We start from the raw sequence: 25,707 nt of genomic DNA, 5'->3' as shown, positions 1-25,707 counted from the left end.
GGCGTTGAAGATACGGAAGGCCAGAGACTTTGCCGCTTTGCGCTTGTCGGTAAAGCGGATGGTCAGGCCGGTTTCGGTTTTGCTTTTTGCCAGCAGTCGACTGATCACCCGAACGCCATCATTCAGCAACTGGCTGTCACTGGGTGGGGCGATGTGACTGGCCACCACGGTACTGTCGATGCGCAGTTTATCCAGCGAAATCACACCCTGGCTGATCAGATTACGGGTCACTGCCTGGTGTGCCTGCGCCAGCGTCTCTGGCCTGATCCTGCGGATCGTGGACTGCAGGCAGGACCGGCTGGGCGACAGGTGAGCCGGTAACCGGGCAAAGGTTCGGTAGGTCACCGAATCCGACAAATGAAACGCCAGTTGTTCATAGCTGAAACCCAGTTGCTGCCTCAATACCAGACAACGCAGAACACTTTCTGCACTGAGACCGGTTCGCCCCACGGCGGCAGCGGACGCATCGATCAAATCTGCGGCCACCAGATCCAGAATCTCGGGTTGGCTGTCCAGAACGTCTGACAGCTTGCGGAGCCTGACGCCATACTCGTGATTTGAATAATGTTCGAATATACTGACTTGAGCATTGCGGGTCTCTCGCATGCGGGATCCTCTTGGTTGTTGGCTGTTTTTTGTTCGCACCTAAAACATACCAGAGCCAAGAGGATTTTTTTATCCCTTCTCGGAAAATATCTCGGAAAATCAGCTGCTTGTTAGTTTCTGGACGGGCACTAACTGGCCCTGATCCGTTCTTATTATCAAACTGCTGGACACAAGTGTATCTCAGCGGTTACGGAACCGGCACTGATTGTTGGATTCGATTGGTAAGTTTGTGTATCCGCGCCTCAGGCAATCTGCAGCAACCGCAACAACTGGGGCCGGTGCTGATCCTGAATCACATCGGCCAGAGTGTACTTGTCGAGCACCTCGAGGAAGGCCTTGAGCGCCTCACCGAACATCGATTTGAGTCCACACACCGGCGTGATCTTGCAGGCGTTCTTGGAAGAGAAGCACTCAACAATGCTCAGATCCTGCTCGGTTTCGCGAACCAGGATACCGATGTTGATATCCGACGGTGCCATGTGGAGCCGCATGCCCCCCTTCTTGCCACGGATCGTCTCGATGTACCCCTTCTTGTTGAGCTGATGCACCACCTTCATGAGGTGATTCTTGGAGATGTCGTAACTGTCCGCGATTTCCTGGATGGTTGCCAGACGATCACCCTGCACTGCCAGGTAGATGAGCACTCGAAGTGAATAGTCCGTGTATCGGGTGATGTGCATTCAAGACTCCAGTTTATCGAACAGTCAGTCAGTAAGTCGGTCGTGTTAACAGGTAACAGGCGGTGCCGCACAGGCACAGGCCGGAAATCGCCAGCACAGTGGCCGACGCCCCAAGCATGAACAGCATTGTCCAGCTCACCCCCATCATGCTGCAGGCCAGCAGCTTGGCTCTGGCCGGCACCGCCCGACGGGTGCGCCACTGGGCTATGGCCGGCCCGAACCTGGGGTGGTTATCCAGCCATTCTGCAAACGCCGGCGAGCCCTTGCTCGCGCAATACGCGGCCAGCAGAACAAAGGGCGTTGTCGGCAGTAACGGCAGCGCCACTCCGGCCACAGCCAGCCCAACAAATATATACGCAAGAATCCTGAATCCGGTTTTGCCGAAAAAATCGCCCATCACGGGGGCTCCGCCAAAGTTCATAACTGCATCCAGTCTACCGGGATTCAATGAACAGGTCTGCCTAGCTTGCTCAGAAAAACCAGCCTGGCGACGTAGGCAATCTTCACACCCACCGCAAAGAGCAGCGTGCCGATGTGAGCCGCAATCTGAATGGGCATCGCCAGTGAATCAGCCATCGGATAGGCCATCAGGACTGTTACCAGCAACCCGACCACCGACAACCCCAGTGTCCGGTTCGCAGTGAACAGCCATTTTTCAAGGTCAGCCATGATTCTCACCATAAACATATTTTAAATACATTTTTAATCTAGGCGCTGGTCATTAAAAAAGCAACCACCAAGAGCGAAAGGACGCTCTGAAAGATGGCGTCTTGTACCTATCTCACCAGTCGTACCACCAGTCATACCACCAATTAAATTTGACACCTCAGATACATTTAATCAAAATTCAAAATAACATTTATTTTTAATGAATGTTTAAGAGGAGAAAATGCCATGCTACCGAAGGATGCACTGGACGACCTGCGCCAGGCCGACACCGAAGTGGTGATCGAACACATTCTTACCCGCTACCACGACGTTCACCGTGAACAGCTTCCGGAATTGATCCGGCTTGCCCAGCGTGTCGAGCGTGTCCATAACCACCACCCGGACTGCCCCGCCGGCCTGAGCGCTCACCTTGAGCAGATGCAGGCCGAACTGGAAGCCCACATGCAGAAAGAGGAACAGATCCTTTTTCCGATGATTGCACGCAACATGAATGGCATGGCCGCCGCGCCCATTTCCGTGATGCGTCGTGAACACGACGACCACGGCCTGGCCCTGGCCGGCGTCCACCGCCTTACCAACCACCTTGCCCTGCCGGACGGGGCCTGTAACACCTGGCAGACCCTCTACCGGGGCCTGGCCACCCTGGAGAACGATCTCGTGAACCACATCCATCTTGAAAATAACGTGCTGTTCAACCGCGTGGGCGGGCAAGCGGAGGGCGCTCATCATGGCTGACTATCGCAGACTCTGGTGGATACTGATCTCGGTTCTGGCCATCACCTTCGGACTGCTCGGCTATTTCGGCACCGAAGTGTATCGGGAAGCGCCCCCGATTCCGGATCGGGTCGAGACGGCCGACGGCACCCTGCTGATGACCGAAGACAGCATCCTGGACGGCCAGACCGCCTGGCAGTCGGTTGGTGGCATGCAGTTGGGCTCCATCTGGGGCCACGGCGCCTACCAGGCCCCGGACTGGACCGCCGACTGGCTGCACCGGGAACTGGTAAACTGGCTTGAGATCGCGGCGCAGGAGGAATACGGCGCGCCTTACGCCTCTCTGAACGGCCAGCAACAGAACGCCCTGCAGTACCAGTTGAAGGAAGCCTACCGCACCAACACTTACGACAGCGCGCGGGACACCGTCGTGCTATCGGAGCGTCGTGCGGAAGCCATGGCACAGACCGCTGCCTACTACCACAGCCTCTTCGGTGGCGACCCGGCGCTGCAGTCCACGCGCGAGAATTACGCCATGAAGGAGAATACCCTGCCAGACCCGGAGCGCCGGGAGCGGATGACCGAGTTCTTCTTCTGGACCGCCTGGGCCGCCGCCACCGAACGTCCGGACAGTAATGTCACCTACACCAACAACTGGCCCCACGAACCGCTGATCGATAACAAACCGACCGCGGAGAATATCATCTGGTCGATTGTCAGCGTGGTTCTGCTCATCGCCGGTATTGGCGGACTGGTCTGGGCCTGGGCGTTCCTGCGCAAGCACGACGAAGAGGAGCCCGAGGCGCCCATCAAGGATCCCCTCACCAACGTTGCCCTCACGCCCTCCCAGAAGGCGCTCGGAAAATACCTGCTGCTGGTGGTGGGCCTGTTCACCTTCCAGGTTATGCTCGGCGGCTTTACCGCCCACTACACAGTGGAAGGCCAGAGTTTCTACGGCATCAACGTATCCGAGTGGTTCCCCTACTCGCTGGTCCGCACCTGGCACATCCAGTCGGCGCTGTTCTGGATTGCCACCGGCTTCCTGGCTGCCGGCCTGTTCCTGGCTCCCATCATTAACGGCGGCAAGGACCCGAAATTCCAGAAGCTGGGTGTCGACATCCTGTTCTGGGCGCTGGTTGCCGTGGTGGTTGGCTCGTTCGTCGGCAACTATCTGGCCATCGCGCAGATCATGCCCGCGAATCTCAACTTCTGGCTGGGCCATCAGGGTTACGAGTTCGTGGACCTTGGCCGCATCTGGCAGATTGGCAAGTTCCTGGGCATCGCCTTCTGGCTGGTACTGATGCTTCGCGGCATTGTGCCCGCCCTGCGCACACCCGGCGGCGACAAAAACCTGCTGGCGTTGCTGACTGCGAGCGTCGTGGCCATCGGCCTGTTCTATGGCGCCGGCTTCTTCTACGGCGAGCGTACCCATCTGTCGGTGATGGAGTACTGGCGCTGGTGGATTGTCCACCTGTGGGTGGAAGGCTTCTTCGAGGTGTTTGCCACCACTGCCCTGGCATTCATCTTCTGCAGCATGGGCCTGGTATCCCGCACAGTGGCCACCTCGGCCAGCCTGGCGTCCGCCAGCCTGTTCATGCTCGGCGGCGTGCCCGGCACCTTCCACCACCTGTACTTCAGCGGCACCACTACGCCGGTGATGGCAGTGGGCGCCACCTTCAGCGCACTCGAGGTGGTTCCGCTGATTGTGCTCGGCTACGAGGCCTGGGAGAACTGGCGCCTGAAGAGCCGTGCGCCCTGGATGGAAAACGTGCGCTGGCCGCTGCTGTTCTTCGTGGGCGTTGCCTTCTGGAACATGCTGGGCGCCGGGGTGCTGGGCTTCATGATCAACCCACCCATTGCGCTCTACTACGTGCAGGGCCTGAACACCACACCCACCCACGCCCATGCTGCCCTGTTCGGGGTGTACGGCTTCCTCGCCCTGGGCTTCACCCTGCTGGTGCTCCGCTACATCCGGCCAGGCCTGGTGTTCGACGAGCGACTGATGAAAGTCGGCTTCTGGTGGCTGAACGGTGGCCTGGTGCTGATGCTGTTCACCAGCCTGCTGCCGGTGGGCCTGATCCAGTTCGCCGCCAGCGCCAGCGAAGGTCTCTGGTACGCCCGCAGCGAGGCCTTCATGCAGTCTGACATTCTGCAGTTCCTGCGCTGGATCCGGACCATTGGCGACGTGGTGTTCATCGTTGGCGCGCTCGCGGTGGCCTGGCAGGTGGTGAAGGCGTTGTTCTTCCCCACCATGGCACCGGCGCTTGGCACGCCAGAGGATCCTGCCACCGCAACGGAATCCGCCTGAGCCAAGGGATTCACTCACTGATCACGACCGGGCCATGGACGGCCCGGCACTTCCTACCCACGCCCGAACACGGGAGTTACCTACCCCGGGGTATCGGAATCCTTGATCCAATCTGCAATACTTGGCCTATAATTGGTGTAAAAAATAAGCAGTACTACAGGATCATCCCGATGCCCCGAACCAAGCTGACAGACCGTTTTGGCCGCACCGTCAACTATGTACGTCTGTCCGTAACCGACCGCTGTGATTTCCGCTGCGTCTACTGCATGGCCGAAGACATGACCTTCCTGCCCCGTCAGCAAGTGCTGACTCTGGAAGAAATCGCCCGTGTGGCCCGCAATTTTGTTGACCTGGGTACCGAGAAGATCCGTCTGACCGGTGGCGAGCCCCTGGTGCGCAAGGACATTCTCGAACTGGTCAAGGAAATCGGCACCTACGGTCTACGCGATTTCGCCATGACCACCAACGGCAGCCAGTTGACCACCATGGCCGAGCCGCTGCGCAAGGCGGGCATGCACCGGCTGAACATCAGCCTGGATTCCCTGGACGCCGACAAATTCCACGATATTACCCGTACCGGCAGGCTGTCCCAGGTTCTGGACGGTATTGATGCCGCCCGGGAGGCGGGCTTCCGCGGCATCAAGATCAATACCGTGGTGATGAAAGGCCGCAACGATGAAGAGGTGCCGGAGCTGGTGGAGTTCGCCCGGAAGAAGCAGGTGGACATCACGTTTATCGAAGAAATGCCCCTGGGTGAAATCTCCGAACACGATCGGGGTCTGGCCCTGTGCACCAGCGAGGAGGTGCGAAACATCATCCGCAAGCACCATGACCTGGTGCCGGCAACCGAGGATTCCGGCGGCCCTGCCCGTTACTACCGGATGGAAGACAGCAAGACCCGGGTCGGTTTCATTTCACCCCATTCCCATAACTTCTGCTCCACCTGCAACCGGGTGCGGGTAACCGTCGAAGGCCGGCTGCTGCTTTGCCTGGGCAATGAGCATTCGGTGGATCTGCGACGTGTGCTTCGGGGCCACCCCGAATCTGACGGAAAGTTGCGGGAAACCATCATCAATGCCATGGATCTGAAGCCGGAGCGGCATCATTTCTCCAGCAATGGGGATGTGCAGATTCTTCGGTTTATGAATATGACCGGCGGCTGACTTTAGTCGCTTCTCTGTCCCTAGCCTTTCATTTCTGGAGTGGAGCACATGTGGAGCGGGTTTCCAAAACACGCTCCTTGCGGCACATCCCTGTGACGCTTGGGCTCCGCCATCCATGGCTCCGCACAGTTTTGGAAACCCGCTCCACACGCGCTCATCCGATTTGGCAGTTATAGTCTCTTCTATCTATCAGCTAACCAGAAACAACACTCCCATCCGAATTTACTGGTGGTCCATTCCAGCTTTGCTGTGCATGCCCATGCCGGTGGTCAGATCCTCCATTGTGACCTGGTTGAAGGCCAAAACCCTGCCACCGTGGTCATTGGCAAAACCTTCGGCATCGGACTTGCTGGCGAAGGACGCCAGAGTCGGCCCCATGGCACCGTCACGACTGGAGCCTACGACATAGAAAGCCTCCCGGGCATTGATCAGTGCCGTGTCGTTCGGGTTCTGCCAGTCGGTCTGGGCCATGTCGTGCACGTACAGGGTATGCGCCCGGTTGACGTTCTCCGGCTGCAGCACCCAGGCGAACATGTCGCGGGTGGAGCAGAATTTACGGACCTGCTGGTTCTTTTCGGTAATGGCCTGGCCCTTGGGGCCGGGGAAGCCTTCGATAAGCATGCCGCACACGTGGCATTCGTCACCGCTTTCGAAGTGCACCGGGTCGGGTTTTGCCGCAGGCTGCTCCTCCGCGCCTGAGCAGGCGGTCAGTGTGAGAGCGGCAAGGCTGGCGAGGAGCCAGTTCAATCTGGTTCGCTGCATCGGGTTTACTCCGTTCAGATACGGCGGTTTCGGAAAAGTGCGAGAGCACCAGCCAGTGGCACGACAAACCAGAGCACCAGGCCAATCCATAAGCCGGCGGCGCCGACGGGAAGGTCGGTTCCCAGGCTGAGCACGCCGGTCAACTGGCCGCTGTCGCCGAAGGCCACGATGTTGAGCAGGCGGTAGATGTCGGTGGGATTGAGCATCAGCAGCCAGGGCAGCAGTTCGGCGCTGAACTGTCCTTCGCTGGCCACCAAAGTGCCCAGCAGGAGCAGGTCGAAGATCAGCACGAAGAAAAACCAGATGGCCAGAGCCAGTCCTGCCGCTACCGGCTTTTCACTGACCCGGACGCTGATCACGTAGGCCAGCGCGATGAATCCCCAGCCGAGCAACACGGTGGAGGCTATGAACCTGAGCATGGCCGCCATCAGGCTGGTGACGACCACGTCTTCCACCAGCAGCGCAATAGCGACACCCGCCACACCAAATCCAATCAGCGTGGCCAGGGCCAGGGTCAGGCCGTGGCCCAGGAATTTGCCCAGCAAAAGCTGGCTCCGGCTCAGCGGGTAAGTCAGCAACAGCAGCAGGGTGCCGCCCTCTTCCTCGCCCACAATGGCATCGTACGCCAGCAGCAGTGCGATCAACGGAATCAGGAAGATGCCCAGGCTCGCCAGACTGGCAATGGTGGCGGGCGTGGAGGCATAGCCCACCTGCCCCGAAGCGGCAGCGCCAAACCAGGCAATGCCCAGGGCCAGGGTGGCAAACACCAGCGCTATGGCCACCAGCCAGCGGTTGCGCAGGCTGTCGCTGAGTTCCTTGCGGGCGATGGTCCAGATACTGTTCATGACTTGCCTCCCCGGTGAGCCAGACCGCCGCAGCCGATGAAGTGCACGTAGATATCCTCAAGGCTGGGTTGATGAATACTCACATCGGCCAGCTCGCCAGAAGTGAAAAGCGCCTGCAGCAGGGGCATTTTTTCCCGGGGCTGAACATCCACCCGCAGACGACCGTTATCCGCCTTGACCATCACGCCGTTGAAGCGACCGGCCCGGTCAATAGCCCTCTCCAGCGCAGAGAGCCCATGGGCCGGCTCCAGTGAAAGAGTCACCGGCATGCTCGCCTGGCGCCGGAGGGCGGTCAGATCACCGGCCGCCTGCAGGGCGCCGCCGGTTAGGATAGCCGCCCGATCAATATAGGGCTCCACACCGGGCAGAACATGGGAACAGAGCACAATGCCGGTGCCCTCGTCCCGAAGGGTCCTCAGCAACCTGTACAGATCCGCCGTTGCCACCGGGTCGAGCCCCACGGTGGGCTCATCCAGCATCAACAGCCGGGGTTTACCCAGCAGTGCCTGGGCCAGCCCCAGACGCTGGCGCATGCCCTTGGAATAAGTCCTGGTACGGGCATCCATGGCATCACTCAGCCCCACCTGCTCCAGCAGGTCCGGTACCTGTCGCAGATCGGCCCCCTTGAGACGGGCAAAGTGACTCAGAATCTCGCGGCCCGTGAGCTGCGGGTAGAACATCACATTTTCCGGCAGATACCCAATATGCTGGCTAACCTGCGGATCGCCGGCCTGGCCACCCAGCACCGACACCGTTCCCTGCTCGGGCGCCATCAGGCCAAGGATCAGCTTGATCGAAGTGGTCTTGCCCGCGCCGTTGTGGCCGAACAGTCCCAGAATCTCGCCGGGCTCAAGCGTCAGATCGATGCCCCTGAGCACAGGGCTCTTGTCATACCGGTAACTGACATTGTCCAGTTGAAAGCAGCTCATCGGATCTCCGTTTGAAGCACTGCGGGCAGCCGCATCAGGGGGTGGGAATCGACGACACCGGCGGACTTGACCACCGGAAAGGCATCCTGCACCCAGCGCAGGGTATCCACCGCCGGGCTGAACATGAGCACCCGGGCTTCCGGGTATTTCCACAACAGCCGGTCGACGTTGTCGTTAGGCTCGTAGGGCACATCACCAACCCCGTCCTGGTTCCGGTCCCAGCCCAGGTAATCACTCCAGAAATTGCCCCGATCGCCTTTTGACCAGTCCTGGGTCCGGGTGGCCACATACTTCACCTGGCGCTGATTGTTCACAAAGGCATTACCAAACACCTCGTTGTCCTCCGAACCGGCCGTGAGGTGAATGCCAATGTCGCTGTCGGCAAACACATTGCCCTCGAACGTGTTGTAAAGGGAGTTATAGATAAACACCGCCTTGCCCTCGGCTCCCTCAATGGCCACCCCTGCCGACCGACCCTGGGACACCCCGGTCACTACATTGCCCCGCACCTCGGACTGGGTGATGAAATTCATCAGAATGCCGTAATTGGCGTCGTTCACCGACCGGTTATTGATTACCCGCAAACGCTTGCTCTGCATCAGCGCGTAGCCAGTGCGGGTGCGACGGGTCACATTGCCCTCCAGCAGGTTGTTCATGGAGTACATGTAGTGAATGCCATAACGCAGATCCGACATTTCATTGCCCCGGATCGTGTTGTTATTGGCGGTCTCGATGTAGATTGCGTCCCGGGTCTGGCTGATGTCATTGCCCTCGATCAGCGCCCCGGTGGTGTTGAACAGATGAATCCCGTTGCCCCGATCCTGGGAGCGAATCGACGCATCCCCGCGAATACGATTGTTGCGGACGGTGACCTCCGGCGTCGCATCCAGCCAGATCCCGAATGCGGGCCCCTGTAGCCGGTTGTTCTCAACCACCGCCCCACCGGCCTCCCGCGCCACAAAAATCCCGGCATCCAGCCCGTTCAGATCGCCGCCCCAGTTGCGCACCTCACACCCGGAAAACGTCACCCCCGCCGCCTGAATCTCCACGGCATTCCCCTGCCCGCCACCATCAATCACAGTCCCGGCCTGGCAGGACACAGATACGTCAGCCACCCGGATAACCAGTGGAGAAAGCTGCTCAGCGGGGAGCTCGAACGACGCCCCCGGATCGAGGGCATCCAGCTTTGCCTGCAGGTCCGCTTGCGCGGTCAGCGATAACAGAGCGACTGTCAGGGCCACTCCATAACGCAGATTTCGATACATCAACGTTTCTCAAAAAAGGAAATTAAAGGACTGCACCATGCTTCGAGCAAATCGATGGAACAGGGCTTTCCGAAACCGTAGAGGGCCATGGATGGCCCGATCCGAGCCCTACAGGGAAGTACTTGCGGGCGTGTTTCGGAAAGCCCTCTTCCATCGGTTTGCCGCACCCAACCCAGAAGGCTTGCCAGGGCCCAAGCACCGGGCCCCGGCAACAACCTCCATGGATCAGGCTTTTTCGACAATCATGCGCCCGCGCATCTCCATATGCAGCGCATGACAGAACCAGTTGCAGTAGTACCAGTGAACCCCCGGGCGATCCGCCTTGAAGGTCACCGAGGACGTTTGCTGCGGACTGATCTCCATGCTCACACCGTGGTTCACCATACAGAAACCGTGGGTCACGTCCTCGATGGTGTCCAGGTTGGTCACATAAACCGTCACCTCATCGCCCTGCTTCACCTTGAACTCGGTCATCCCGTACTGCGGCGCGATAGACGTCATGTAAACGCGCACCTTGTTGCCGTCACGGATCACCTTGTTATCGGCCTCCAGGGTAACGCCATCCTTCTCGGCCTGGGCCCGCGCCGAAGCAAAGAACGGATCATCACGGGTGTAGATCTTCTTCGTCTTGATCTGGTCGCGACGTACCAGGATGCAGTCATGGGGCTCGGCGAACGTTGGGCCGTCGTGCACCAGCTTCATCTCCTCGCCGGAGATGTCGATCAACTGGTCGTTCTCCGCATGCAGCGGGCCAACCGGCAGGAACCGGTCCTTCGAGAACTTCGACAGAACCACCAGCCACTTGCCGTCCGCGTCCCGTGACTCGGTCAACGAAGCATGGTTATGGCCCGGCTGGTAGTGCACGTCCAGCTTCTGGCGGATGTAATCCACCTTCTCGCCGTTGTAGTTGCGAATGGCATCGGCGATGTTCCACTTCGCCACCTGGCTGTCGATAAACAGCGTGGTGTAGGCGTTGCCACGGCCATCGAAGGTGGTGTGCAGCGGCCCCAGGCCCAGCTCCGGCTCGGCCACCACCGCATCACGCGGCTCGATCTTGTTATCAAACAGGTCGTCCAGCTTGTCGATGGCAATGATCGACACGGTGGGGGACAGCTTGCCATTGGCAATGAAGTACTTGCCGTCAGGAGAGGTGTTCAGGCCGTGGGGGTTCTTCGGCACAGGAATGTAGCGGGTAAGCTCCGAGCCTGCCCGACCGTCCAGAACCGGCACCTTGGAATCGCCAAGGGTCTTGTAGTTCCCGTTCTTCACCGCCTGCTCGATACGCGCAATATTGAACACCACTGCCCAATCGCGATCGTTGCGCATGGTGCCAGCCAGATCCAGCGCCTTCTCGGAGTTGTAGCAGGTGGCACAGGCATACTTGCCGGTGTAGTCGGCATCGGTGTTGTCGAGGTTGCCATCCACAATCACCTGGAACGCCACCTCCATGGTTTCCGCGTCCACCGCGTTGAACATGGTAAAGCTGTTCTCGAGGCTGGTGTCGCTGCCATCGTTGGGGTGCGGAATCACGTACTCGGCGTTGCAGAACACGTACTTGGTTTTCGGCACCTTCTGCAGGCGCAGGCCGTGAATGGCCTGAACGTTGGGGATGGTGGTGATCTTGTCACACTTCATGATGTCCAGACGGATCCGGGCCACGCGGGTGTTGGCCTTGTCGTTGATGAACAGGTACTTGCCATCGTAACGACCGTCGGTCATGGAGATATGCGGGTGGTGGGTGTCGCCGTTGGAGAAACGGCTGCTGTCACCCAGGATCTCCTTGCTCTCGTTGGTGAGTCCCCAGCCGGTGGCGGAGTCCACGTTGAACACCGGAATCCGCATCAGCTCGCGCATGGAGGGAACCCCGAGTACCCGCACCTCACCGGAATGGCCACCACTCCAGAAGCCGTAGTATTCATCCAGTTCGCCGGGGTGGATCAGCCAGTTGTTACGGGCTTCCTCGGCAGCAGCCGCGAAGGCTTCCCGGGACATCACGGCGGTGCCCAGGCCGGTTGCTCCCGCAACACCAGCCAGAGCAGCAGCGCCCATGAAGCGGCGACGACTCTGGCCACTTTCCGGAAGCGCCGGTGAGCCCTTGATCAGATCATCTTTCTTTTTCATAACATCCAACTCCATCTGTTGGTAATGGCGGTTTTACTTCTCATACTTTCTTTTTGTTGGACTGCTCACGTCACCTGCACCACCGGAATCTCCTCCGGATGGCCGGGTGCGTTATGGCCACGGCGCTTGCCGCGTCGCTTGACGATCAGTGGCGGGCACTTGTGGTCATCGAAATAGGTCATCTGGCAGTCCAGGCAGTAATGGCACTCCATGTAGTTGATGTGCCCGTCCGGGTGAATGGCCTGGACTTCACACTCGTGATCACACAGCCGGCACGGGTTGCCACATTCCTTGCGCCGCTTGAGCCAGTCGAACACCCGCAGCTTGCTAGGCAGTGCGAGCGCTGCGCCCAGTGGGCACATGTACCGGCAGAACACCTTGCGGGTAAAAAGGTTGACCACCAGCAGCAGCACCGCGTAAGTGACAAAGGGCCAGCTGCGGTCAAACTTCAGGGTGATGGCGGTCTTGAACGGCTCCACCTCGGCCAGGCGCTCGGCGGTGGCCATGGAGTCCAGCGACACCCCGAACAGCATCAGCAGGATGATGTACTTGATGGCCCACAGCCGCTCGTGAATGGCAAACGGCACGGTGTACTGGGGCACTTTGAGCTTGCGGGCAATTTCGTTCAGCAGTTCCTGCAGCGCCCCGAACGGGCACAGCCAGCCGCAGTACACCGCCCGCCCCCACAACAGGATGATGCCGGCAACAACGGCCCAGAGAATGAAGATTACCGGGTCAATCAGGAAGGTGTTCCAGCTGAAGCCGCTGATCAGGCTGTTAACGAAGGTCAGCACGTTGACGATGGACAGCTGCCCCATGGCATACCAGCCGATGAAAAACAGGGTGTAAGTCAGGAAGGCGTGGCGGATCCAGCGCATGATCTTCGGCTTTTTCACCAGCCAGTCCTGGAAAAACAGGATGAAGAGCAGCACGCCGATACCCATACCCAGCACCGCAATCTGGAATTCGCGCTGGTACCACACCTGCACCCACATGGGCTGGTCCGCCAGCATGTCCTCTTCGGTCATGACCGGTTCGGGGCGGGTGTAGTACTGCTCCGGCAACTGGTACGTCAGCGGGAACACCTGGAATTCGCTGTCGAGCGGACCGGTCTGGCGCTTGACCGTCAGCTCCAGGGTCCACTCGGTGCCAGGATCAAAGTTGTACTGCTGGCGGATAATGAAAATCGCCATCTCACTGAATTCCGGCATGCCCTCGGCGTACACATCGCTGAGCCTGTAGAAATCCAGGTCGCGGAAGTTGAAGGTGTCGCCGAACTGGCGGATCTGGACCCGATCGAAGATGCCGCCACGAACGTACCCCGAGCCCTTGAAGGAATACTCACCGTTGGCCATCACCGCAATGGCGTGCTCGCCTTCTTTCAGTTCGCCGGTCAGCCACTGGAACTGATTCTCCCCGAGCAGGTTGCGGCCGATGGTGGGCACATCCAGATAGGCGGTGTAGAGGTCGATCAGGGGCTCATCGCGCTGCGCCGCTGGCGCTACATCCACACCCTCGGCGGCGGTTCCCTTGAAGGCGTCGTCCACTTGGCCACGGGTCAGTTCCAGGCGCCGCACTGAACCCTCGCCCAGCAGGGTCTGCCAGCTTTTCTGCTGGAAATCGCCGGTCTCAATGTTGGCTGCGGGCGGGCGGGTCTCGCTCAGGCTTTCAACCAGCCCCAGCTCGGCGGCCACGCGGTGGGCGGACTTCATGATGACTTCGTTGACCACCATGACGGTGACGGTAGCCCCGGACAGACCATCCACAGCCACCTTGTGTTCGGTGGAGGTGCCACCTACCGTCACCCGCTGGTCCGCCTTCAGCCCCACGTACTGGTCGGTGAACTGATGCAGCTTGGCTTCAGGGATGCCCACCAGCAGGATCGGCTCGTGATGCTCGATCACCTGACTGGTCACGATTTCCCCGCTGGTATCCAGAATCACCAGAATGTTCAGGGGCTTGCCGGAATAGGCCGGAGTCTGCACAAAGTCGAGACTCTGGTAGGCGTAGCCGACCAACTCCTCACCGGCATAGAGTTCCTGGATGGCGCGATTGCCTTCCCGCGGACTCACGTCGGTCACGGACGGCATGGCCTTCTGCACCACCTGCCTGGCGGCGACCGGCTGGTACTCGCCAACGGGCGCGGCGCCCAGGCCGCCGGCCATAAGCGACAGGATCAACAGAACTACCAAGCGGGGAAATACGGTCACTGGGGGCTCCAAAACGCTTGAACGCACACTGCCAAGCCTAGACAAACCAGAGGGAAATCAAATACCTCTTTATGCATACCCGGGGCTGACTGTGGTGATAGACAGTAGTGATAGATGGCCGTCAGCCCAGGCTGACCGCATTACCCTCGATGTCGAGTGGCAGGTAGTTGCCGATGTGTCCGAGGCGAATGGACTCCACCATCATGGTCAGGGGTTGCTGCGCTTCGTCTGTAGATGGCGCCATGCCGCCGCGGCCGGACATGGCGGCAATAAACACCACATCCCAGGACTGGCCGGTGGCCCGGGACTCTTCCACCAGCGCCCCAAAGTCCGGTGCCTCGTCCGGGGTCTTGTCGACGCAGATCACCGGCGTGAGGGCGCCGCCCTCGCCGCGCTCGAACGCGGCTTTTTCCTCTTCGGAGGCTTCGTCGGGCAACTCGGCCCGGCAGAAGACGTAGAGCAGGCGCTGGGCTTCCTGCTGGCTGCGCGAAGCCTGGATAAGGTCTTGATAACTGCTGATCATGGTTGTAAATCCTTGACGATGTCGGGCCGTGGCCGATCAGGCCTGGCGGGCAATGAGTTGACGGGAGCGGTTACGGACTTCCTCACACACCTCTGCCACGGCTTCGGCACCGTAGCTTTGCCCGTAATGTTTCTTGAATCCGTAGTCGTAGAGCCGGACATGATCGTCCGGCTGCACACCGATGTTCTCGAGGCAGGCCCTGGCGCAGTGCAGCGGGCAGCCGTCAATCACGGTGATGGGCCGGCCGGAGCGGGCGGTCTTCACCAGCGGCGCTACCTTGCCGCCAACACCGGAGATGCAGGACATCTCGAATTCCCCGGCATGGTCGAGCGCCACCGCCGCGTTGTTGGCCAGCTGCGCCACATCGGAGCAGCCGGAGCATGAGTAGATCAGTGGTCGTTGCTTTCTGGCTGTCACTGGTCCTCCTTCCCGAAAAGCCTGGAGGCTTGCACGTGGTTTATGACTGGCTGATGTCGATCAGTCGCTGTGGGTCGGAAATGAACAATCGGCTGCGGTTCACCCGCACCAGGCCGTTGGCTTTCAGGTCCGCCAGGATCCGGGAGAAGGTTTCCGGCTGCATCGCCAGGCGGGACGCCACCAGGCATTTGGGCAGTGGCAGTTCCACTTCGCCGCCTTCCTCGGCGCCGTTTGGCAGCAGGTCGATCAGGTAGCGGATCAACCGATCCCGGGCGCTCTGAACGGTCATGATTTCCAGGTCATGGAATCGGGAAACCGCGCGCTTGGCGTAATGTCTCAGGGCGGCCTGGGCGTATGACGGGTTGCTCTCCAGGAGGTCCTGGTAGGCTTTCACCGGAATCATCAGCACTTCGCTGGACTTCAGGGCTTCGGCGTAACAGGCGTACCGGGGCGGGTCGGCGTAGATCATGACTTCGGCAAAGCAGTCGCCGGGGGCAATGCTGTCGAGGGTGCGGTCGATGCCGCATGCATCCAGCCGGTACAGGCGCAGGCGACCGGAAATCACAAAGAAGAAATGGTGCGCCAGCATGTCCTGGCGGTACAGGAGCTGGTGATGCCCCAACCGGATGCGTCGGGATTGCTGCACCAGGTGCTGCACGTCTTTGCCGGACAGGGTCCGGAACAGCGGATGGCTGCGCAGGGCCTGCAGGCCGTCCTCATCGTCGAAGGGTTTGTTGACGGCGACCAGGACCGGTTTTGTGTAGCGGGTTTCGGCGGTTTGGGTGAGTGCCATGGCGTATCCTCTCTGCATATTCATGCATTCGAAATCATGTTTTAAATAGTAGAGGGATACCGGGTGGAAAGCGCTCCCCCCATGGGGGTAGTTGGGGGATTATTCGGGAGTAATTGATCTAGCTCAATGTGTTTTGTTGCCAACTAATTTGAGTTCAATGGGTTCCTATTGGGGCTTGGTCTTGGCGGATTGACTGAAGAGCACAGGTTGGCGGCTGGTATCGCTTCCCAAAACTCGCTCCTTGCGGCACGCCTCCGGGGTCCAGCCCGCAATCGCAGATTGCGGTCGTTCGGCTGTCGCATGAAGCTTCGCTTCATAAGCGCTCGGCCTCACCCATGTGGCGCTTGACTGCAGCCATCCATGGCTGCAGACAGTTTTGGACAGGAGATCCCCACCAGCCTCCGGAATTTGGTAGCGCGCTTTCCTACTGCATTAACGGCGAGTCTGGCAGCTCCAGATCGACACCTTCCACACCGGTTTCCGCAGCCAACACCTGCAGATACTGCCGGAACGCACGGCGGGTGACGCTTTCGCTCAGGTATTGCCGGATCTGGGGTTTCACGTGCTCGTACGGGAGTTGCTCACCATCAATGCGTTGGTCCACGCGGACGATGTGCCACCCGTAGCGGGTTTCGATCAGTTCCGGGTTGAGGCCTTCCTGCAACGCAAGGACCGGGCGTTCGAATTCGTCGACGGTCTGGCCTTTGCTGATCTGGCCGAGGCTTCCCCCCTGGTGGCGGGATTCGCAGGCGGAGTATTGTTTGGCCAGGTCGGCGAACCGGGAGCGGCCTTCCATCAGCGAGGTCAGCAACTGGTGGCCGGCCTCTTCCTGGCGGATGCGTTCCTGAACGTCGTCTGGGGCAGCAGCGAGCAGGATGTGGCTGACGGCCATGAGCGTGGGGCTGCGAAAGCGGGCCGGGTTGGCGTGGTAGAAGCGCTCGCAGTCCTGCTCGGTGGGGTCCGGAACGTTGAGCGCCAGCTCCAGCACGCGGGCGATGCGGTCTTCTTCGTCGGCCACATCCTGCAGGCCCAGGCGCTCTGCCTGTTGCAGCAGCAGCTCTCGGATCACGAGGCTGCGGGCGGCTTCGTGCCAGGCTTCGGCGACTTCTTCGGCCGGGTGGTGCTGCATTTCCCGGGCGATGTCGTCTTCGCTGATGAGGGTGTCACCCACATAGACCGGCGGGAACTGGTTTCTGGGTTTTTCGGCGTCGCCGACGGGGATGAGTTGCATAGTGCGAATCTCCTTAAATATGGTCACTTCCCCCTCTCCCCCGGCCCCTCTCCCGCGAGGGGAGAGGGGGGCTACACGGCCTGCTCTTAAAATCAGACGCGTACTCGGTGTACTTCCCCACTCCCCTCGCGGGAGCGGGGGCTACACAGCCGACACCTAAAGTCCGACCCGTACTCGGTGTACTTCCCCTCTCCCCTCGCGGGAGAGGGGCTAGGGGAGAGGGGGCGAGGGTATCTATTTCCTAAGCGCGCTTGCGAACCACCTGGTACCTCCGCCCGACATACTCCACTGGCACACTCAACATGTGCACCAGTCGAGTGAACGGGAACAGCACGAAGATGGTCAGGCCCAGGAAGATGTGGGTCTTGTAGATCCAGTGCACGTCGGCAATGTAGCCGGCCACGCCGCCCTGGAGGGTGACAATGCCCTGGGCCCAGGCCGAGAACTTGAGCATGGTGCTGCCGTCCAGGTGCCCCAGGGTGGGCAGGATGGTCAGCAGGCCAAGCGCCAGCTGAACCACCAGGATGACGATGATCATGTTGTCGGCAAAGGTGCTGCTGGCCTTGATGCGCGGGTCGGTCAGCCGGCGCCAGGCGAGCATGCCGCCACCGATGATGGCCATGACGCCGGCAATGCCGCCGACCACGATGGCCATGACCTGCTTGGTGCCCGGGGTCATGAACGGCTCATAGAACGCGTGCGGTGTCAGCAGGCCCACCAGGTGGCCGAAGAAGATCACCAGTACGCCCACATGGAACAGCACGCTGGCCATCACCATGTTCTTCTTGCGCAGCATCTGGCTGGAGTGGGCCTTCCAGGTAAACTGTCCCTGGTCGTAGCGGGCCCAGGTGCCAATCACCAGTACGGCGATGGCAATGTAGGGATAAACCCCGAAAAGTAGTGTGTTCAGATAGGACATCATTTCCGTTTCCTCCTGCGCCCTCAGGCGCGTCCTGCCTGACGGGGCGTTGCGTCCGTCATCAGCTGATCGCTCAGGTGAATGGTCTGGGTCTGCTCCAGCTCCCGGCGACGCTGGCCAACCACGCTGCCGGTGCTGCAGGAACTGCCCTGATCATCAACAAACTTCACCATTTCCTCTTCCCAGACCTTGTCCAGGGCTTCCGGGGTGTCATCACGCTCTTCCGCTGCCACAATCTGCGCCAGCTCCTGGCGGTTGGCTTTGCGGCCGGACAGCACCAGCAGGGAGTCCATCACCACGTGGTAGAAGCTCTCCCGCTGGTACAGGCGCTCGCCCAGCAGGCCCAGGATGTGGTGGATATCCTCCAGCCAGTTCTGGACCTCCTCCCAGGGGCGGGTGGAAAGGTATTCCAGGAACAGCGGCAGGTAGTCCGGCAGCTCCCGGGCGTCGATTTCCAGCCCGTTGCTGCGGTATTCCTCCATCAGGTCCACCATGGCCTGGCCGCGATCGCGGGATTCGCCGTGCACGTGTTCGAACAGCAGCAGGGAGGTGGCCCTGCCTTTGTCGAAGGTGCCCACGTAGGCTTCCTGCAGATCCAGAAGATCGCCGCTGCAAAGCCTGTCGAGACAGCGCAACAGTTGCTCCTTGTTCTGCCGGGGCAGCCGGCTGTCCTCAAGGACAGCCGCGGTGAGCGCATCTTTGGAGGCCTGGAGTTCTTCGTTCGGGTATTCGAGCACCCGTGCCAGTACTTTCAGCAGTTGCATGTCGGCCTCCTCATTCCTGCAGCTGTTTCGGGTCGACCTGCTTCACGGTCGCCAGCTTCTGAACTATGCTGGTGGTCTGCTTGCGGCCACCGAACATGTTGAATTTGCTGTCGCCGTTGCAGCCGTCGCCAAAGCTGAAGCCGCAGCCGTTACGCTCGCCGTGGGCGGTGGCATCCGGGAAGGCTTCCTTCGCCAGCTCGCGGTGGCTGGTGGGAATCACGAAGCGATCCTCGTAGTTGGCGATGGCCAGGTAGCGGTACATTTCGTCCGCCTGGGCCTTGGTCAGGCCACACTCTTCCAGAGCACGCAGATCTTCTTTGCCTTCCACGGTCTCGGCACGCTTGTACAGGCGCATCGCCATGATCCGCTTGAGGGCCCGCACGATGGGTTTCTCATCGCCAGCGGTGAGCAGGTTGGCCAGGTACTTCACCGGGATCCGCAGGCTCTCGATCTTCGGCAGTACACCATCAAACTCGATCTTGCCCGCCTCGGCGGCAGACTGGATCGGGCTCAGGGGCGGCACGTACCACACCATCGGCAGGGTCCGGTATTCCGGGTGCAGCGGCAGTGCCAGTTTCCAGTCCACCGCCATCTTGTAGACCGGGCTCTGCTGGGCGGCTTCGATCACGTTCATCGGGATGCCGTCTTTCTTCGCCTGCTCGATCACTTTCGGGTCGAACGGGTCCAGGAAGATTTCCAGCTGCTTCTCATACAGTTCGTGCTCACCCGGGGCGCTGGCCACTTCTTCGATGCGGTCGGCGTCGTACAGCAGCACGCCCAGGTAGCGGATCCGGCCCACGCAGGTCTCGGAACACACGGTGGGCATGCCGGCTTCGATGCGCGGGTAGCAGAAGATGCACTTCTCGGACTTGCCGGTTTTCCAGTTGAAGTAGATCTTCTTGTACGGGCAGCCGGAGACACACATCCGCCAGCCACGGCACTTGTCCTGGTCGATCAGAACAATGCCGTCTTCCTCACGCTTGTAGATGGCACCGCTCGGGCAGCTGGCCACGCACGCCGGGTTCAGGCAGTGCTCGCACAGGCGCGGCAGGTACATCATGAAGGTGTTCTCGAACTGGCCGTAGATATCCGCCTGCACCTGGTCAAAGTTCTTGTCCTTGCGGCGCTTGGCGAACTCGGTACCGAGGATCTCTTCCCAGTTCGGGCCCCACTCGATTTTCTGCATGCGCTGGCCGGAAATCAGCGAGCGTGGCCGAGCCACCGGCTGATGCTTGCTGTCGCCTGCGGTGTGCAGATGCTGGTAGTCGAAATCGAACGGCTCGTAGTAGTCGTCGATCTGGGGCAGATCGGGGTTGGCGAAGATGTTCGCCAGCACCCGGAAACGGCCACCGATCTTCGGGCGGATCTTGCCGGAGCTGTCGCGCATCCAGCCGCCCTTCCACTTGTCCTGGTTCTCCCACTCTTTCGGGTAGCCGATACCAGGCTTGGTCTCGACGTTGTTGAACCAGGCGTATTCCATGCCTTCGCGGCTGGTCCAGACGTTCTTGCAGGTGACTGAACAGGTGTGGCAACCAATGCACTTGTCCAGGTTCAGCACCATGCCGACTTGGGAACGGATTTTCATTTTACAGCCTCCTGAACAGTGTCATTGCCTTCGCCGTCGAGCCAGTCGACGTTGTGCATCTTGCGCACCACCACGAACTCATCGCGGTTGGAGCCGACGGTGCCGTAGTAGTTGAACCCGTAGGAATACTGGGCGTAGCCGCCGATCATGTGTGTGGGTTTCGGGCACACCCGGGTGACCGAGTTGTGGATGCCACCCCGGGTGCCGGTGATCTCGGAGCCCGGAATGTTCACGATCCGCTCCTGGGCGTGGTACATCATCACCATGCCGGGCATGACCCGCTGGCTCACCACCGCCCGCGCCGCGATGGCGCCGTTGGCGTTGAACAGCTCGATCCAGTCGTTGTCCTCGATGCTCAGCTCCCTGGCATCGTCCTCGCTCAGCCACACGATGGGGCCACCGCGGGAGAGGGTCAGCATCAGCAGGTTGTCGCTGTAGGTGCTGTGGATACCCCACTTCTGGTGCGGCGTGATCCAGTTCAGCGCTTTCTCCGGGTTGCCGTTGCTGCGCTGGTTGATCATGTAGCTCACGGTCTTGGTGTTGATCGGCGGGCGATACACCAGCAGGCTCTCACCGAAGGCACGCATCCATTCGTGATCCTGGTAGAACTGCTGACGACCGGTCAGGGTGCGCCAGGGAATCAGCTCGTGCACGTTGGTGTAGCCGGCGTTGTAGGACACATGCTCGTCTTCCAGGCCAGACCAGGTGGGACTGGAGATGATCTTGCGCGGCTGCGCCACGATGTCCCGGAAGCGGATTTTTTCCTCTTCCTTGTTCTTCGCCAGATGGGTGTGATCCAGGCCGGTAAACTCGGACAACGCAGCCCAGGCTTTCACCGCCACCTGGCCATTGGTTTCCGGCGCCAGGGTGAGGATCACTTCCGCCGCATCAATGGCACTTTCAATCTTCGGGCGACCCGCGTTGGCGCCGTCGATATGCTTGTAGTTCAGGTCACCCAGGAACTTCACTTCCTTCTCGGTGTTCCAGTTGATGCCTTTGCCACCGTTACCCAGCTTGTCCATCAGCGGCCCAAGCGAGGTAAAACGGGCGTAGGTATTCGGGTAGTCCCGCTCCACGGTGACGAAGTTGGGCGCTGTCTTGCCCGGAATCAGGTCGCACTCGCCTTTCTTCCAGTCTTTTACATCGAACGGCTGGCCCAGCTCGGCCGGTGCGTCGTGGAGCAGCGGCAGTGTGACCACGTCTTTCTCGACGCCCAGGTGGCCTTCCGCCGCCCTGGAGAAGGCCTTGGCGATGCCCTTGTAGATTTCCCAGTCGCTGCGCGCTTCCCACGCCGGATCGGTGGCAGCGGTCAGCGGGTGGATGAACGGGTGCATATCCGAGGTGTTCAGGTCGTTCTTCTCGTACCAGGTCGCGGTCGGCAGAACGATGTCGGAGTACAGGCAGGTGGTGGACATGCGGAAGTCCAGGGTCACCAGCAGATCGAGCTTGCCTTCTGGCGCTGTGTCGTGCCAGGTGACTTCCTGCGGCTTGGCACCGCCTTCCACGCCCAGGTCTTTGCCCTGCAGGCCGCTCTTGGTGCCCAGCAGGTACTTGAGCATGTACTCGTGGCCCTTGCCGGAGGAACCCAGCAGGTTGGAGCGCCAGATGAACATGTTACGCGGGCAGTTTTCCGGCGCTTCCGGATCCTCACTGGCAAAAGCCAGAGAGCCGTCTTTCAGTGACTGGGCCACGTAATCGGCCACTTCCATGCCTGCCTTTTCGGCTTCTGCGGCGATGGTCAGCGGGTTTCGGTTCAGCTGGGGCGCGGACGGTAACCAGCCCATGCGCTCGGCGCGCACGTTGTAGTCGATCAGGCTGCCACCGAATTTCGACTTGTCCGCCAGCGGCGACAGGATCTCGTCCACGCCCAGCTTCTCGTAGCGCCACTGGCCTGAGTGGGCATAGAAGAAGGAGGTGGAATTCATGTGACGGGGCGGACGCTGCCAGTCCAGGCCGAACGCCAGCGGCTGCCAGCCGGTCTGCGGACGCAGTTTTTCCTGGCCAACATAGTGGCTCCAGCCACCACCGCTCTGACCAATGCAGCCACACATAATGAGCATGTTGATGAGGCCACGGTAGTTCATGTCCATGTGGTACCAGTGGTTCATACCGGCACCCACGATGACCATGGAACGGCCCTTGGTCTTGTCGGCGTTGTCCGCGAACTCACGGGCAATGCGGATTACTTTCTCGGCGGGTACGCCGGTGATCTTCTCCTGCCAGGCCGGGGTGTAGGGCTTCACTTCATCGTAGGACGTGGCACCATCATCCTCGCCCAGACCACGGCTGATGCCGTAGTTGGCAACCATCAGGTCATAAACGGTGACGACACGACCTTCGGAGCCATCCGCCAGTTTGACCTTGCGGGTGCCGAGTTTGTGCTTGAGGACATCCTTGATTTCCACGTGCTGGAAGTGGTCATGCTCGATGCCACCGAAGTACGGGAAGGCAACGTCAACGACGTCGTCGTGCTTCTCGACCATGGACAGCTGCAGATTGACGTCTTTGTCCTTGGCGGTCTGCTTCAGGTTCCACTTGCCCTTCTCGCCCCAGCGATAACCGATGGAGCCGTTCGGCGCGGTCAGCTCGCCGGTGCTCTCGTCAATGGCAATGGTCTTCCACTCGGGGTTGTTCTCTTCGCCCAGGCCATCCACCAGGTCGCTGGCACGCAGGAAGCGGCCCGGCACAAAGCTGCCGTCGTCTTTCTCTTCCAGCATGACCAGATACGGCATATCGGTGTAGCGGCGCACGTAGTCGGTAAAGTACTCGCTGGGCTTGTCGACGTGGAATTCCTTCAGGATCACGTGGCCCATGGCCATGCCCAGGGCGGCGTCGGTGCCCTGCTTGGGGTTCAGCCACTCGTCGGACAGCTTGGAGACTTCCGCGTAGTCCGGAGTGATGGCGACGGTCTTGGTGCCCTTGTAACGGACTTCGGTGAAGAAGTGGGCGTCCGGGGTACGGGTCTGGGGTACGTTGGAACCCCAGGCAATGATGTAGCCGGAGTTGTACCAGTCGGCGGACTCGGGCACGTCGGTCTGCTCACCCCAGGTTTGCGGGGAGGCCGGCGGCAGGTCGCAGTACCAGTCGTAGAAGCTCATGCACACGCCACCGATCATGGACAGATAACGGCTGCCGGCGGCGTAGGAGACCATGGACATGGCGGGAATCGGCGAGAAGCCGATGATCCGGTCCGGGCCGTACTTGCGGGCGGTATAGACGTTGGAGGCGGCAATCAGCTCGTTCACTTCATTCCAGCTGGAGCGAACAAAGCCACCCATGCCGCGACGGGGCTTGTACTCGGCAGTCTTCTTGGGATCCTCGACAATCGAGGCCCAGGCGTCGACCGGATCCTGGTGTTCAACCTTCGCTGCACGCCAGAGTTTCATCAGGTGCTTGCGCATCAGCGGGTACTTCAGGCGGTTGGCGCTGTACATGTACCAGGAGTAGCTGGCACCACGGGGGCAGCCGCGAGGCTCATGGTTGGGCAAATCCGGACGGGTACGCGGGTAGTCGGTCTGCTGGGTTTCCCAGGTCACCAGGCCGTTCTTGACGTAGATTTTCCAGCTGCAGGAGCCGGTGCAGTTTACGCCGTGGGTGGAGCGCACGATCTTGTCGTGCTGCCAGCGCTGGCGGTAGCTGTTTTCCCAGTCACGGCTCACTTCGTGGGTTTCGCCGTGGCCGTTGGCGAACGGCTCGCGCTTCTTCCTGAAGTAGTTCAGTTTGTCGATCAAATGACTCATGGTCTCTCTCTCCATCAACCCATCAACCCATCAACCTGTTTGACGGATCGTTGCTTCGAATTGAGACCATTGTGTGTGAGCAAAACCGTAAAATCTGCGTGGTTACTACCTCATAACCCACCTCTACCACCCTGGTGGTAGAACACCTATACACCCGGGTGGAGTAGGCTCTGGCGCTCATGCCGCCGGCTTTCCCGTGCGAACAGGAACAGGCAGCTGACCAGCAGGAAGAACAGGATCATGAAAACGGCACTGCGGATACCCAGCCAGTAGTTCACGCCGCTGAAGATCACGGGAAGCACAAACGCCACGGAGAAGGCGCTCACCAGCAGCAGACCGGCAACGAACGCTGCCACCGGGCGGTTCTCGATGATCACCAGCCGTTGCAGGCTACCCATGGTGCAACCCAGCGCCAGTCCGAGGAGCACCACAAACAGGCCCTCCAGCGGCAGAGGCAAGGCGAATTCCACCTGGATTGTCTGGTCCACCCCCTGGATGAACAGGGTCATGGGCGGGTAGGACAGCACGAACAGCGAGACCAGGCAGACCAGCAGCGCGCGGCTGACCACCCGGGCACTGCCGAACCGGTCTGCCAGATACCCCCCGGCCATCTGGGCCAGGGCACCGGGAACAACAAACCACTGGGCCAACCGGGCCCCGGCATCCACCGACAGCCCGAACTGTGCCGAGAGATAGTCAGGCAACCACAGAGCCAGGGCGAAGAAGCTGCCAGCCACCACGCCAAAATAGGCGCACAGTTGCCCGGCGCGTTTTCGTCGCATGCGCTGCAGCAGTACCCGCACCGAGGTTTCGGCGAGCGGGTCCGCCTCGGCATCTTCCGGCTCCGTGAGCAGCAACAGCAGGGCAATGATCAGCACCAGTACGATCAGATAGGCGAGCGGCACCCCGTGCCAGGAAAAGGCCTCGTGGAACAGAGGCACCAGATAGTAATTGAAACCGGCGCCGGTCACACCGGCACCGAACACTCCGAGCACCAGGCCGAGCCGCTGCGATTCACAATGACCGGTCACGAACTGTAGCCCGGCGCTGTAGAAGCCCCCGGCCAGCCCCAACCCACCAGCGGCCAGCAGGTACCCGGGGAAAGTGTCGGTGGTAAGCAGGATCAGCATGCAGGCAGCGAGCCCAGCGAGGCAAACCAGCATCACCCGGCGGGCCCCCAATTTCTGGGCGGCCAGCCCCGACGGAATGGCGAGTGCAGCGCTCACGGCCATGGGCATGGCCAACAGCAAACCGAACTGGAGGTCGCTCAGCCCCAGTTCCAGGCGCAAATGCACGCCGGCCACTGCAAACAGCGTCCAGCATCCGGCGGCAACCACAAAGCCGGCCAACGCCAGTGGCAGCACCACGGCCAGTGATGCCAGACGCTCATTCACGCGCTCCCGTTCGGATATCATGACCCCTGCTCATTCAAAAGCTTCTTTTCAGTTTCATCTTTTGATCCG

The 25,707-nt window shown here is 60.4% G+C and carries 22 protein-coding genes; 3 read left to right on the top strand and 19 right to left on the bottom strand.

Annotated features, from left to right (window positions below; all coding sequences use genetic code 11):
- The 4 genes from ACFC20_RS13080 to ACFC20_RS13065 all read right to left on the bottom strand — a co-directional run.
- A partial coding sequence (locus ACFC20_RS13080) for a transposase (protein WP_375193395.1) occupies positions 1 to 606 on the bottom strand: 606 nt, incomplete at its 3' end.
- A 242-nt stretch (positions 607 to 848) separates the two neighbouring features.
- Entirely contained in the window at positions 849 to 1,286 is a 438-nt protein-coding gene (locus ACFC20_RS13075) for an Rrf2 family transcriptional regulator (RefSeq protein ID WP_091987556.1), read from the bottom strand.
- Positions 1,287 to 1,314: 28 nt separating this feature from the next.
- Entirely contained in the window at positions 1,315 to 1,683 is a 369-nt protein-coding gene (locus ACFC20_RS13070) for a YbaN family protein (protein ID WP_375193394.1), read from the bottom strand.
- Positions 1,684 to 1,730: 47 nt separating this feature from the next.
- Positions 1,731 to 1,955 carry a hypothetical protein gene (locus tag ACFC20_RS13065; protein ID WP_375193393.1) on the bottom strand — a complete coding sequence of 75 codons (225 nt, stop codon included), beginning with the start codon at positions 1,953 to 1,955 and terminating at the stop codon, positions 1,731 to 1,733.
- 225 nt (positions 1,956 to 2,180) lie between these two features.
- On the opposite strand from ACFC20_RS13065, the gene ACFC20_RS13060 reads away from it, so the two are divergent.
- The 3 genes from ACFC20_RS13060 (at position 2,181) to moaA (ending at position 6,140) form a co-directional block, all read left to right on the top strand.
- On the top strand, positions 2,181 to 2,690 hold the full coding sequence (locus tag ACFC20_RS13060) for a hemerythrin domain-containing protein (RefSeq protein ID WP_375193392.1): 510 nt from the start codon (positions 2,181 to 2,183) through the stop codon (positions 2,688 to 2,690).
- The gene (locus ACFC20_RS13055) at positions 2,683 to 4,977 is read left to right on the top strand and encodes a nitric-oxide reductase large subunit (protein ID WP_375193391.1); all 2,295 of its coding nucleotides are present in this window, start codon (positions 2,683 to 2,685) and stop codon (positions 4,975 to 4,977) included. Before ACFC20_RS13060 ends, ACFC20_RS13055 begins: the two co-directional genes overlap by 8 nt.
- A gap of 170 nt (positions 4,978 to 5,147) precedes the next feature.
- Positions 5,148 to 6,140: a GTP 3',8-cyclase MoaA gene (gene moaA / locus ACFC20_RS13050; protein WP_375193390.1), complete on the top strand. Its 993-nt coding sequence runs from the start codon at positions 5,148 to 5,150 to the stop codon at positions 6,138 to 6,140.
- Between the two features lie 222 nt (positions 6,141 to 6,362).
- Here the strand turns inward: moaA and ACFC20_RS13045 are convergent, their stop codons facing one another.
- The 15 genes from ACFC20_RS13045 to ACFC20_RS12975 all read right to left on the bottom strand — a co-directional run bounded on the left by ACFC20_RS13045 (position 6,363) and on the right by ACFC20_RS12975 (position 25,659).
- Positions 6,363 to 6,902 carry a nitrous oxide reductase accessory protein NosL gene (locus tag ACFC20_RS13045; protein WP_375193389.1) on the bottom strand — a complete coding sequence of 180 codons (540 nt, stop codon included), beginning with the start codon at positions 6,900 to 6,902 and terminating at the stop codon, positions 6,363 to 6,365.
- 14 nt (positions 6,903 to 6,916) lie between these two features.
- Positions 6,917 to 7,747, bottom strand: coding sequence for an ABC transporter permease (locus tag ACFC20_RS13040; RefSeq protein WP_375193388.1), 831 nt, complete (start codon positions 7,745 to 7,747; stop codon positions 6,917 to 6,919).
- Complete coding sequence (locus ACFC20_RS13035; protein WP_375193387.1) at positions 7,744 to 8,676, bottom strand: ABC transporter ATP-binding protein; 933 nt, start codon at positions 8,674 to 8,676, stop codon at positions 7,744 to 7,746. Before ACFC20_RS13035 ends, ACFC20_RS13040 begins: the two co-directional genes overlap by 4 nt.
- Positions 8,673 to 9,941, bottom strand: coding sequence for a nitrous oxide reductase family maturation protein NosD (locus tag ACFC20_RS13030; protein WP_375193386.1), 1,269 nt, complete (start codon positions 9,939 to 9,941; stop codon positions 8,673 to 8,675). Before ACFC20_RS13030 ends, ACFC20_RS13035 begins: the two co-directional genes overlap by 4 nt.
- 225 nt (positions 9,942 to 10,166) lie before the next feature.
- Positions 10,167 to 12,062: a TAT-dependent nitrous-oxide reductase gene (gene nosZ / locus ACFC20_RS13025; protein WP_375193385.1), complete on the bottom strand. Its 1,896-nt coding sequence runs from the start codon at positions 12,060 to 12,062 to the stop codon at positions 10,167 to 10,169.
- Between the two features lie 65 nt (positions 12,063 to 12,127).
- The gene (nosR, locus tag ACFC20_RS13020; protein ID WP_375193398.1) at positions 12,128 to 14,227 is read right to left on the bottom strand and encodes a transcriptional regulator NosR; all 2,100 of its coding nucleotides are present in this window, start codon (positions 14,225 to 14,227) and stop codon (positions 12,128 to 12,130) included.
- A gap of 166 nt (positions 14,228 to 14,393) precedes the next feature.
- Entirely contained in the window at positions 14,394 to 14,795 is a 402-nt protein-coding gene (locus ACFC20_RS13015) for a ribonucleotide reductase subunit alpha (RefSeq protein WP_375193384.1), read from the bottom strand.
- A 36-nt stretch (positions 14,796 to 14,831) separates the two neighbouring features.
- The gene (locus tag ACFC20_RS13010; RefSeq protein WP_375193383.1) at positions 14,832 to 15,212 is read right to left on the bottom strand and encodes a putative zinc-binding protein; all 381 of its coding nucleotides are present in this window, start codon (positions 15,210 to 15,212) and stop codon (positions 14,832 to 14,834) included.
- A 40-nt stretch (positions 15,213 to 15,252) separates the two neighbouring features.
- Positions 15,253 to 16,005, bottom strand: a complete 753-nt coding sequence (locus tag ACFC20_RS13005) for a Crp/Fnr family transcriptional regulator (protein ID WP_375193382.1) — start codon at positions 16,003 to 16,005, stop codon at positions 15,253 to 15,255.
- A 424-nt stretch (positions 16,006 to 16,429) separates the two neighbouring features.
- Complete coding sequence (locus ACFC20_RS13000) at positions 16,430 to 17,236, bottom strand: peptidylprolyl isomerase (RefSeq protein WP_375193381.1); 807 nt, start codon at positions 17,234 to 17,236, stop codon at positions 16,430 to 16,432.
- A gap of 241 nt (positions 17,237 to 17,477) precedes the next feature.
- The gene (gene narI / locus ACFC20_RS12995; RefSeq protein WP_375193397.1) at positions 17,478 to 18,155 is read right to left on the bottom strand and encodes a respiratory nitrate reductase subunit gamma; all 678 of its coding nucleotides are present in this window, start codon (positions 18,153 to 18,155) and stop codon (positions 17,478 to 17,480) included.
- A 23-nt stretch (positions 18,156 to 18,178) separates the two neighbouring features.
- Positions 18,179 to 18,919 carry a nitrate reductase molybdenum cofactor assembly chaperone gene (narJ, locus tag ACFC20_RS12990; protein WP_375193380.1) on the bottom strand — a complete coding sequence of 247 codons (741 nt, stop codon included), beginning with the start codon at positions 18,917 to 18,919 and terminating at the stop codon, positions 18,179 to 18,181.
- Between the two features lie 10 nt (positions 18,920 to 18,929).
- Positions 18,930 to 20,504 carry a nitrate reductase subunit beta gene (gene narH / locus ACFC20_RS12985; RefSeq protein WP_375193379.1) on the bottom strand — a complete coding sequence of 525 codons (1,575 nt, stop codon included), beginning with the start codon at positions 20,502 to 20,504 and terminating at the stop codon, positions 18,930 to 18,932.
- Complete coding sequence (locus tag ACFC20_RS12980) at positions 20,501 to 24,244, bottom strand: nitrate reductase subunit alpha (RefSeq protein WP_375193378.1); 3,744 nt, start codon at positions 24,242 to 24,244, stop codon at positions 20,501 to 20,503. Before ACFC20_RS12980 ends, narH begins: the two co-directional genes overlap by 4 nt.
- 146 nt (positions 24,245 to 24,390) lie before the next feature.
- The gene (locus ACFC20_RS12975) at positions 24,391 to 25,659 is read right to left on the bottom strand and encodes a nitrate/nitrite transporter (protein ID WP_375193377.1); all 1,269 of its coding nucleotides are present in this window, start codon (positions 25,657 to 25,659) and stop codon (positions 24,391 to 24,393) included.
- Between the last annotated feature and the right edge of the window lie 48 nt (positions 25,660 to 25,707).

The sequence above is a fragment of the Marinobacter sp. genome (assembly GCF_041984545.1).
Taxonomy (GTDB): domain Bacteria; phylum Pseudomonadota; class Gammaproteobacteria; order Pseudomonadales; family Oleiphilaceae; genus Marinobacter.
This window is presented reverse-complemented; position numbering and strand designations above follow the sequence as displayed.

Bases quoted from the DNA above. Each gene is read 5' to 3' on its own strand.
- ACFC20_RS13075 (WP_091987556.1), bottom strand. From the start codon at position 1,286: ATGCACATCACCCGATACACGGACTATTCACTTCGAGTGCTCATCTAC.
- ACFC20_RS13070 (WP_375193394.1), bottom strand. From the start codon at position 1,683: ATGGGCGATTTTTTCGGCAAAACCGGATTCAGGATTCTTGCGTATATA.
- ACFC20_RS13065 (WP_375193393.1), bottom strand. From the start codon at position 1,955: ATGGCTGACCTTGAAAAATGGCTGTTCACTGCGAACCGGACACTGGGG.
- ACFC20_RS13060 (WP_375193392.1), top strand. From the start codon at position 2,181: ATGCTACCGAAGGATGCACTGGACGACCTGCGCCAGGCCGACACCGAA.
- ACFC20_RS13055 (WP_375193391.1), top strand. From the start codon at position 2,683: ATGGCTGACTATCGCAGACTCTGGTGGATACTGATCTCGGTTCTGGCC.
- moaA (WP_375193390.1), top strand. From the start codon at position 5,148: ATGCCCCGAACCAAGCTGACAGACCGTTTTGGCCGCACCGTCAACTAT.
- ACFC20_RS13045 (WP_375193389.1), bottom strand. From the start codon at position 6,902: ATGCAGCGAACCAGATTGAACTGGCTCCTCGCCAGCCTTGCCGCTCTC.
- ACFC20_RS13040 (WP_375193388.1), bottom strand. From the start codon at position 7,747: ATGAACAGTATCTGGACCATCGCCCGCAAGGAACTCAGCGACAGCCTG.
- ACFC20_RS13035 (WP_375193387.1), bottom strand. From the start codon at position 8,676: ATGAGCTGCTTTCAACTGGACAATGTCAGTTACCGGTATGACAAGAGC.
- ACFC20_RS13030 (WP_375193386.1), bottom strand. From the start codon at position 9,941: ATGTATCGAAATCTGCGTTATGGAGTGGCCCTGACAGTCGCTCTGTTA.
- nosZ (WP_375193385.1), bottom strand. From the start codon at position 12,062: ATGAAAAAGAAAGATGATCTGATCAAGGGCTCACCGGCGCTTCCGGAA.
- nosR (WP_375193398.1), bottom strand. From the start codon at position 14,227: ATGGCCGGCGGCCTGGGCGCCGCGCCCGTTGGCGAGTACCAGCCGGTC.
- ACFC20_RS13015 (WP_375193384.1), bottom strand. From the start codon at position 14,795: ATGATCAGCAGTTATCAAGACCTTATCCAGGCTTCGCGCAGCCAGCAG.
- ACFC20_RS13005 (WP_375193382.1), bottom strand. From the start codon at position 16,005: ATGGCACTCACCCAAACCGCCGAAACCCGCTACACAAAACCGGTCCTG.
- ACFC20_RS13000 (WP_375193381.1), bottom strand. From the start codon at position 17,236: ATGCAACTCATCCCCGTCGGCGACGCCGAAAAACCCAGAAACCAGTTC.
- narI (WP_375193397.1), bottom strand. From the start codon at position 18,155: ATGTCCTATCTGAACACACTACTTTTCGGGGTTTATCCCTACATTGCC.
- narJ (WP_375193380.1), bottom strand. From the start codon at position 18,919: ATGCAACTGCTGAAAGTACTGGCACGGGTGCTCGAATACCCGAACGAA.
- narH (WP_375193379.1), bottom strand. From the start codon at position 20,504: ATGAAAATCCGTTCCCAAGTCGGCATGGTGCTGAACCTGGACAAGTGC.
- ACFC20_RS12980 (WP_375193378.1), bottom strand. From the start codon at position 24,244: ATGAGTCATTTGATCGACAAACTGAACTACTTCAGGAAGAAGCGCGAG.
- ACFC20_RS12975 (WP_375193377.1), bottom strand. From the start codon at position 25,659: ATGATATCCGAACGGGAGCGCGTGAATGAGCGTCTGGCATCACTGGCC.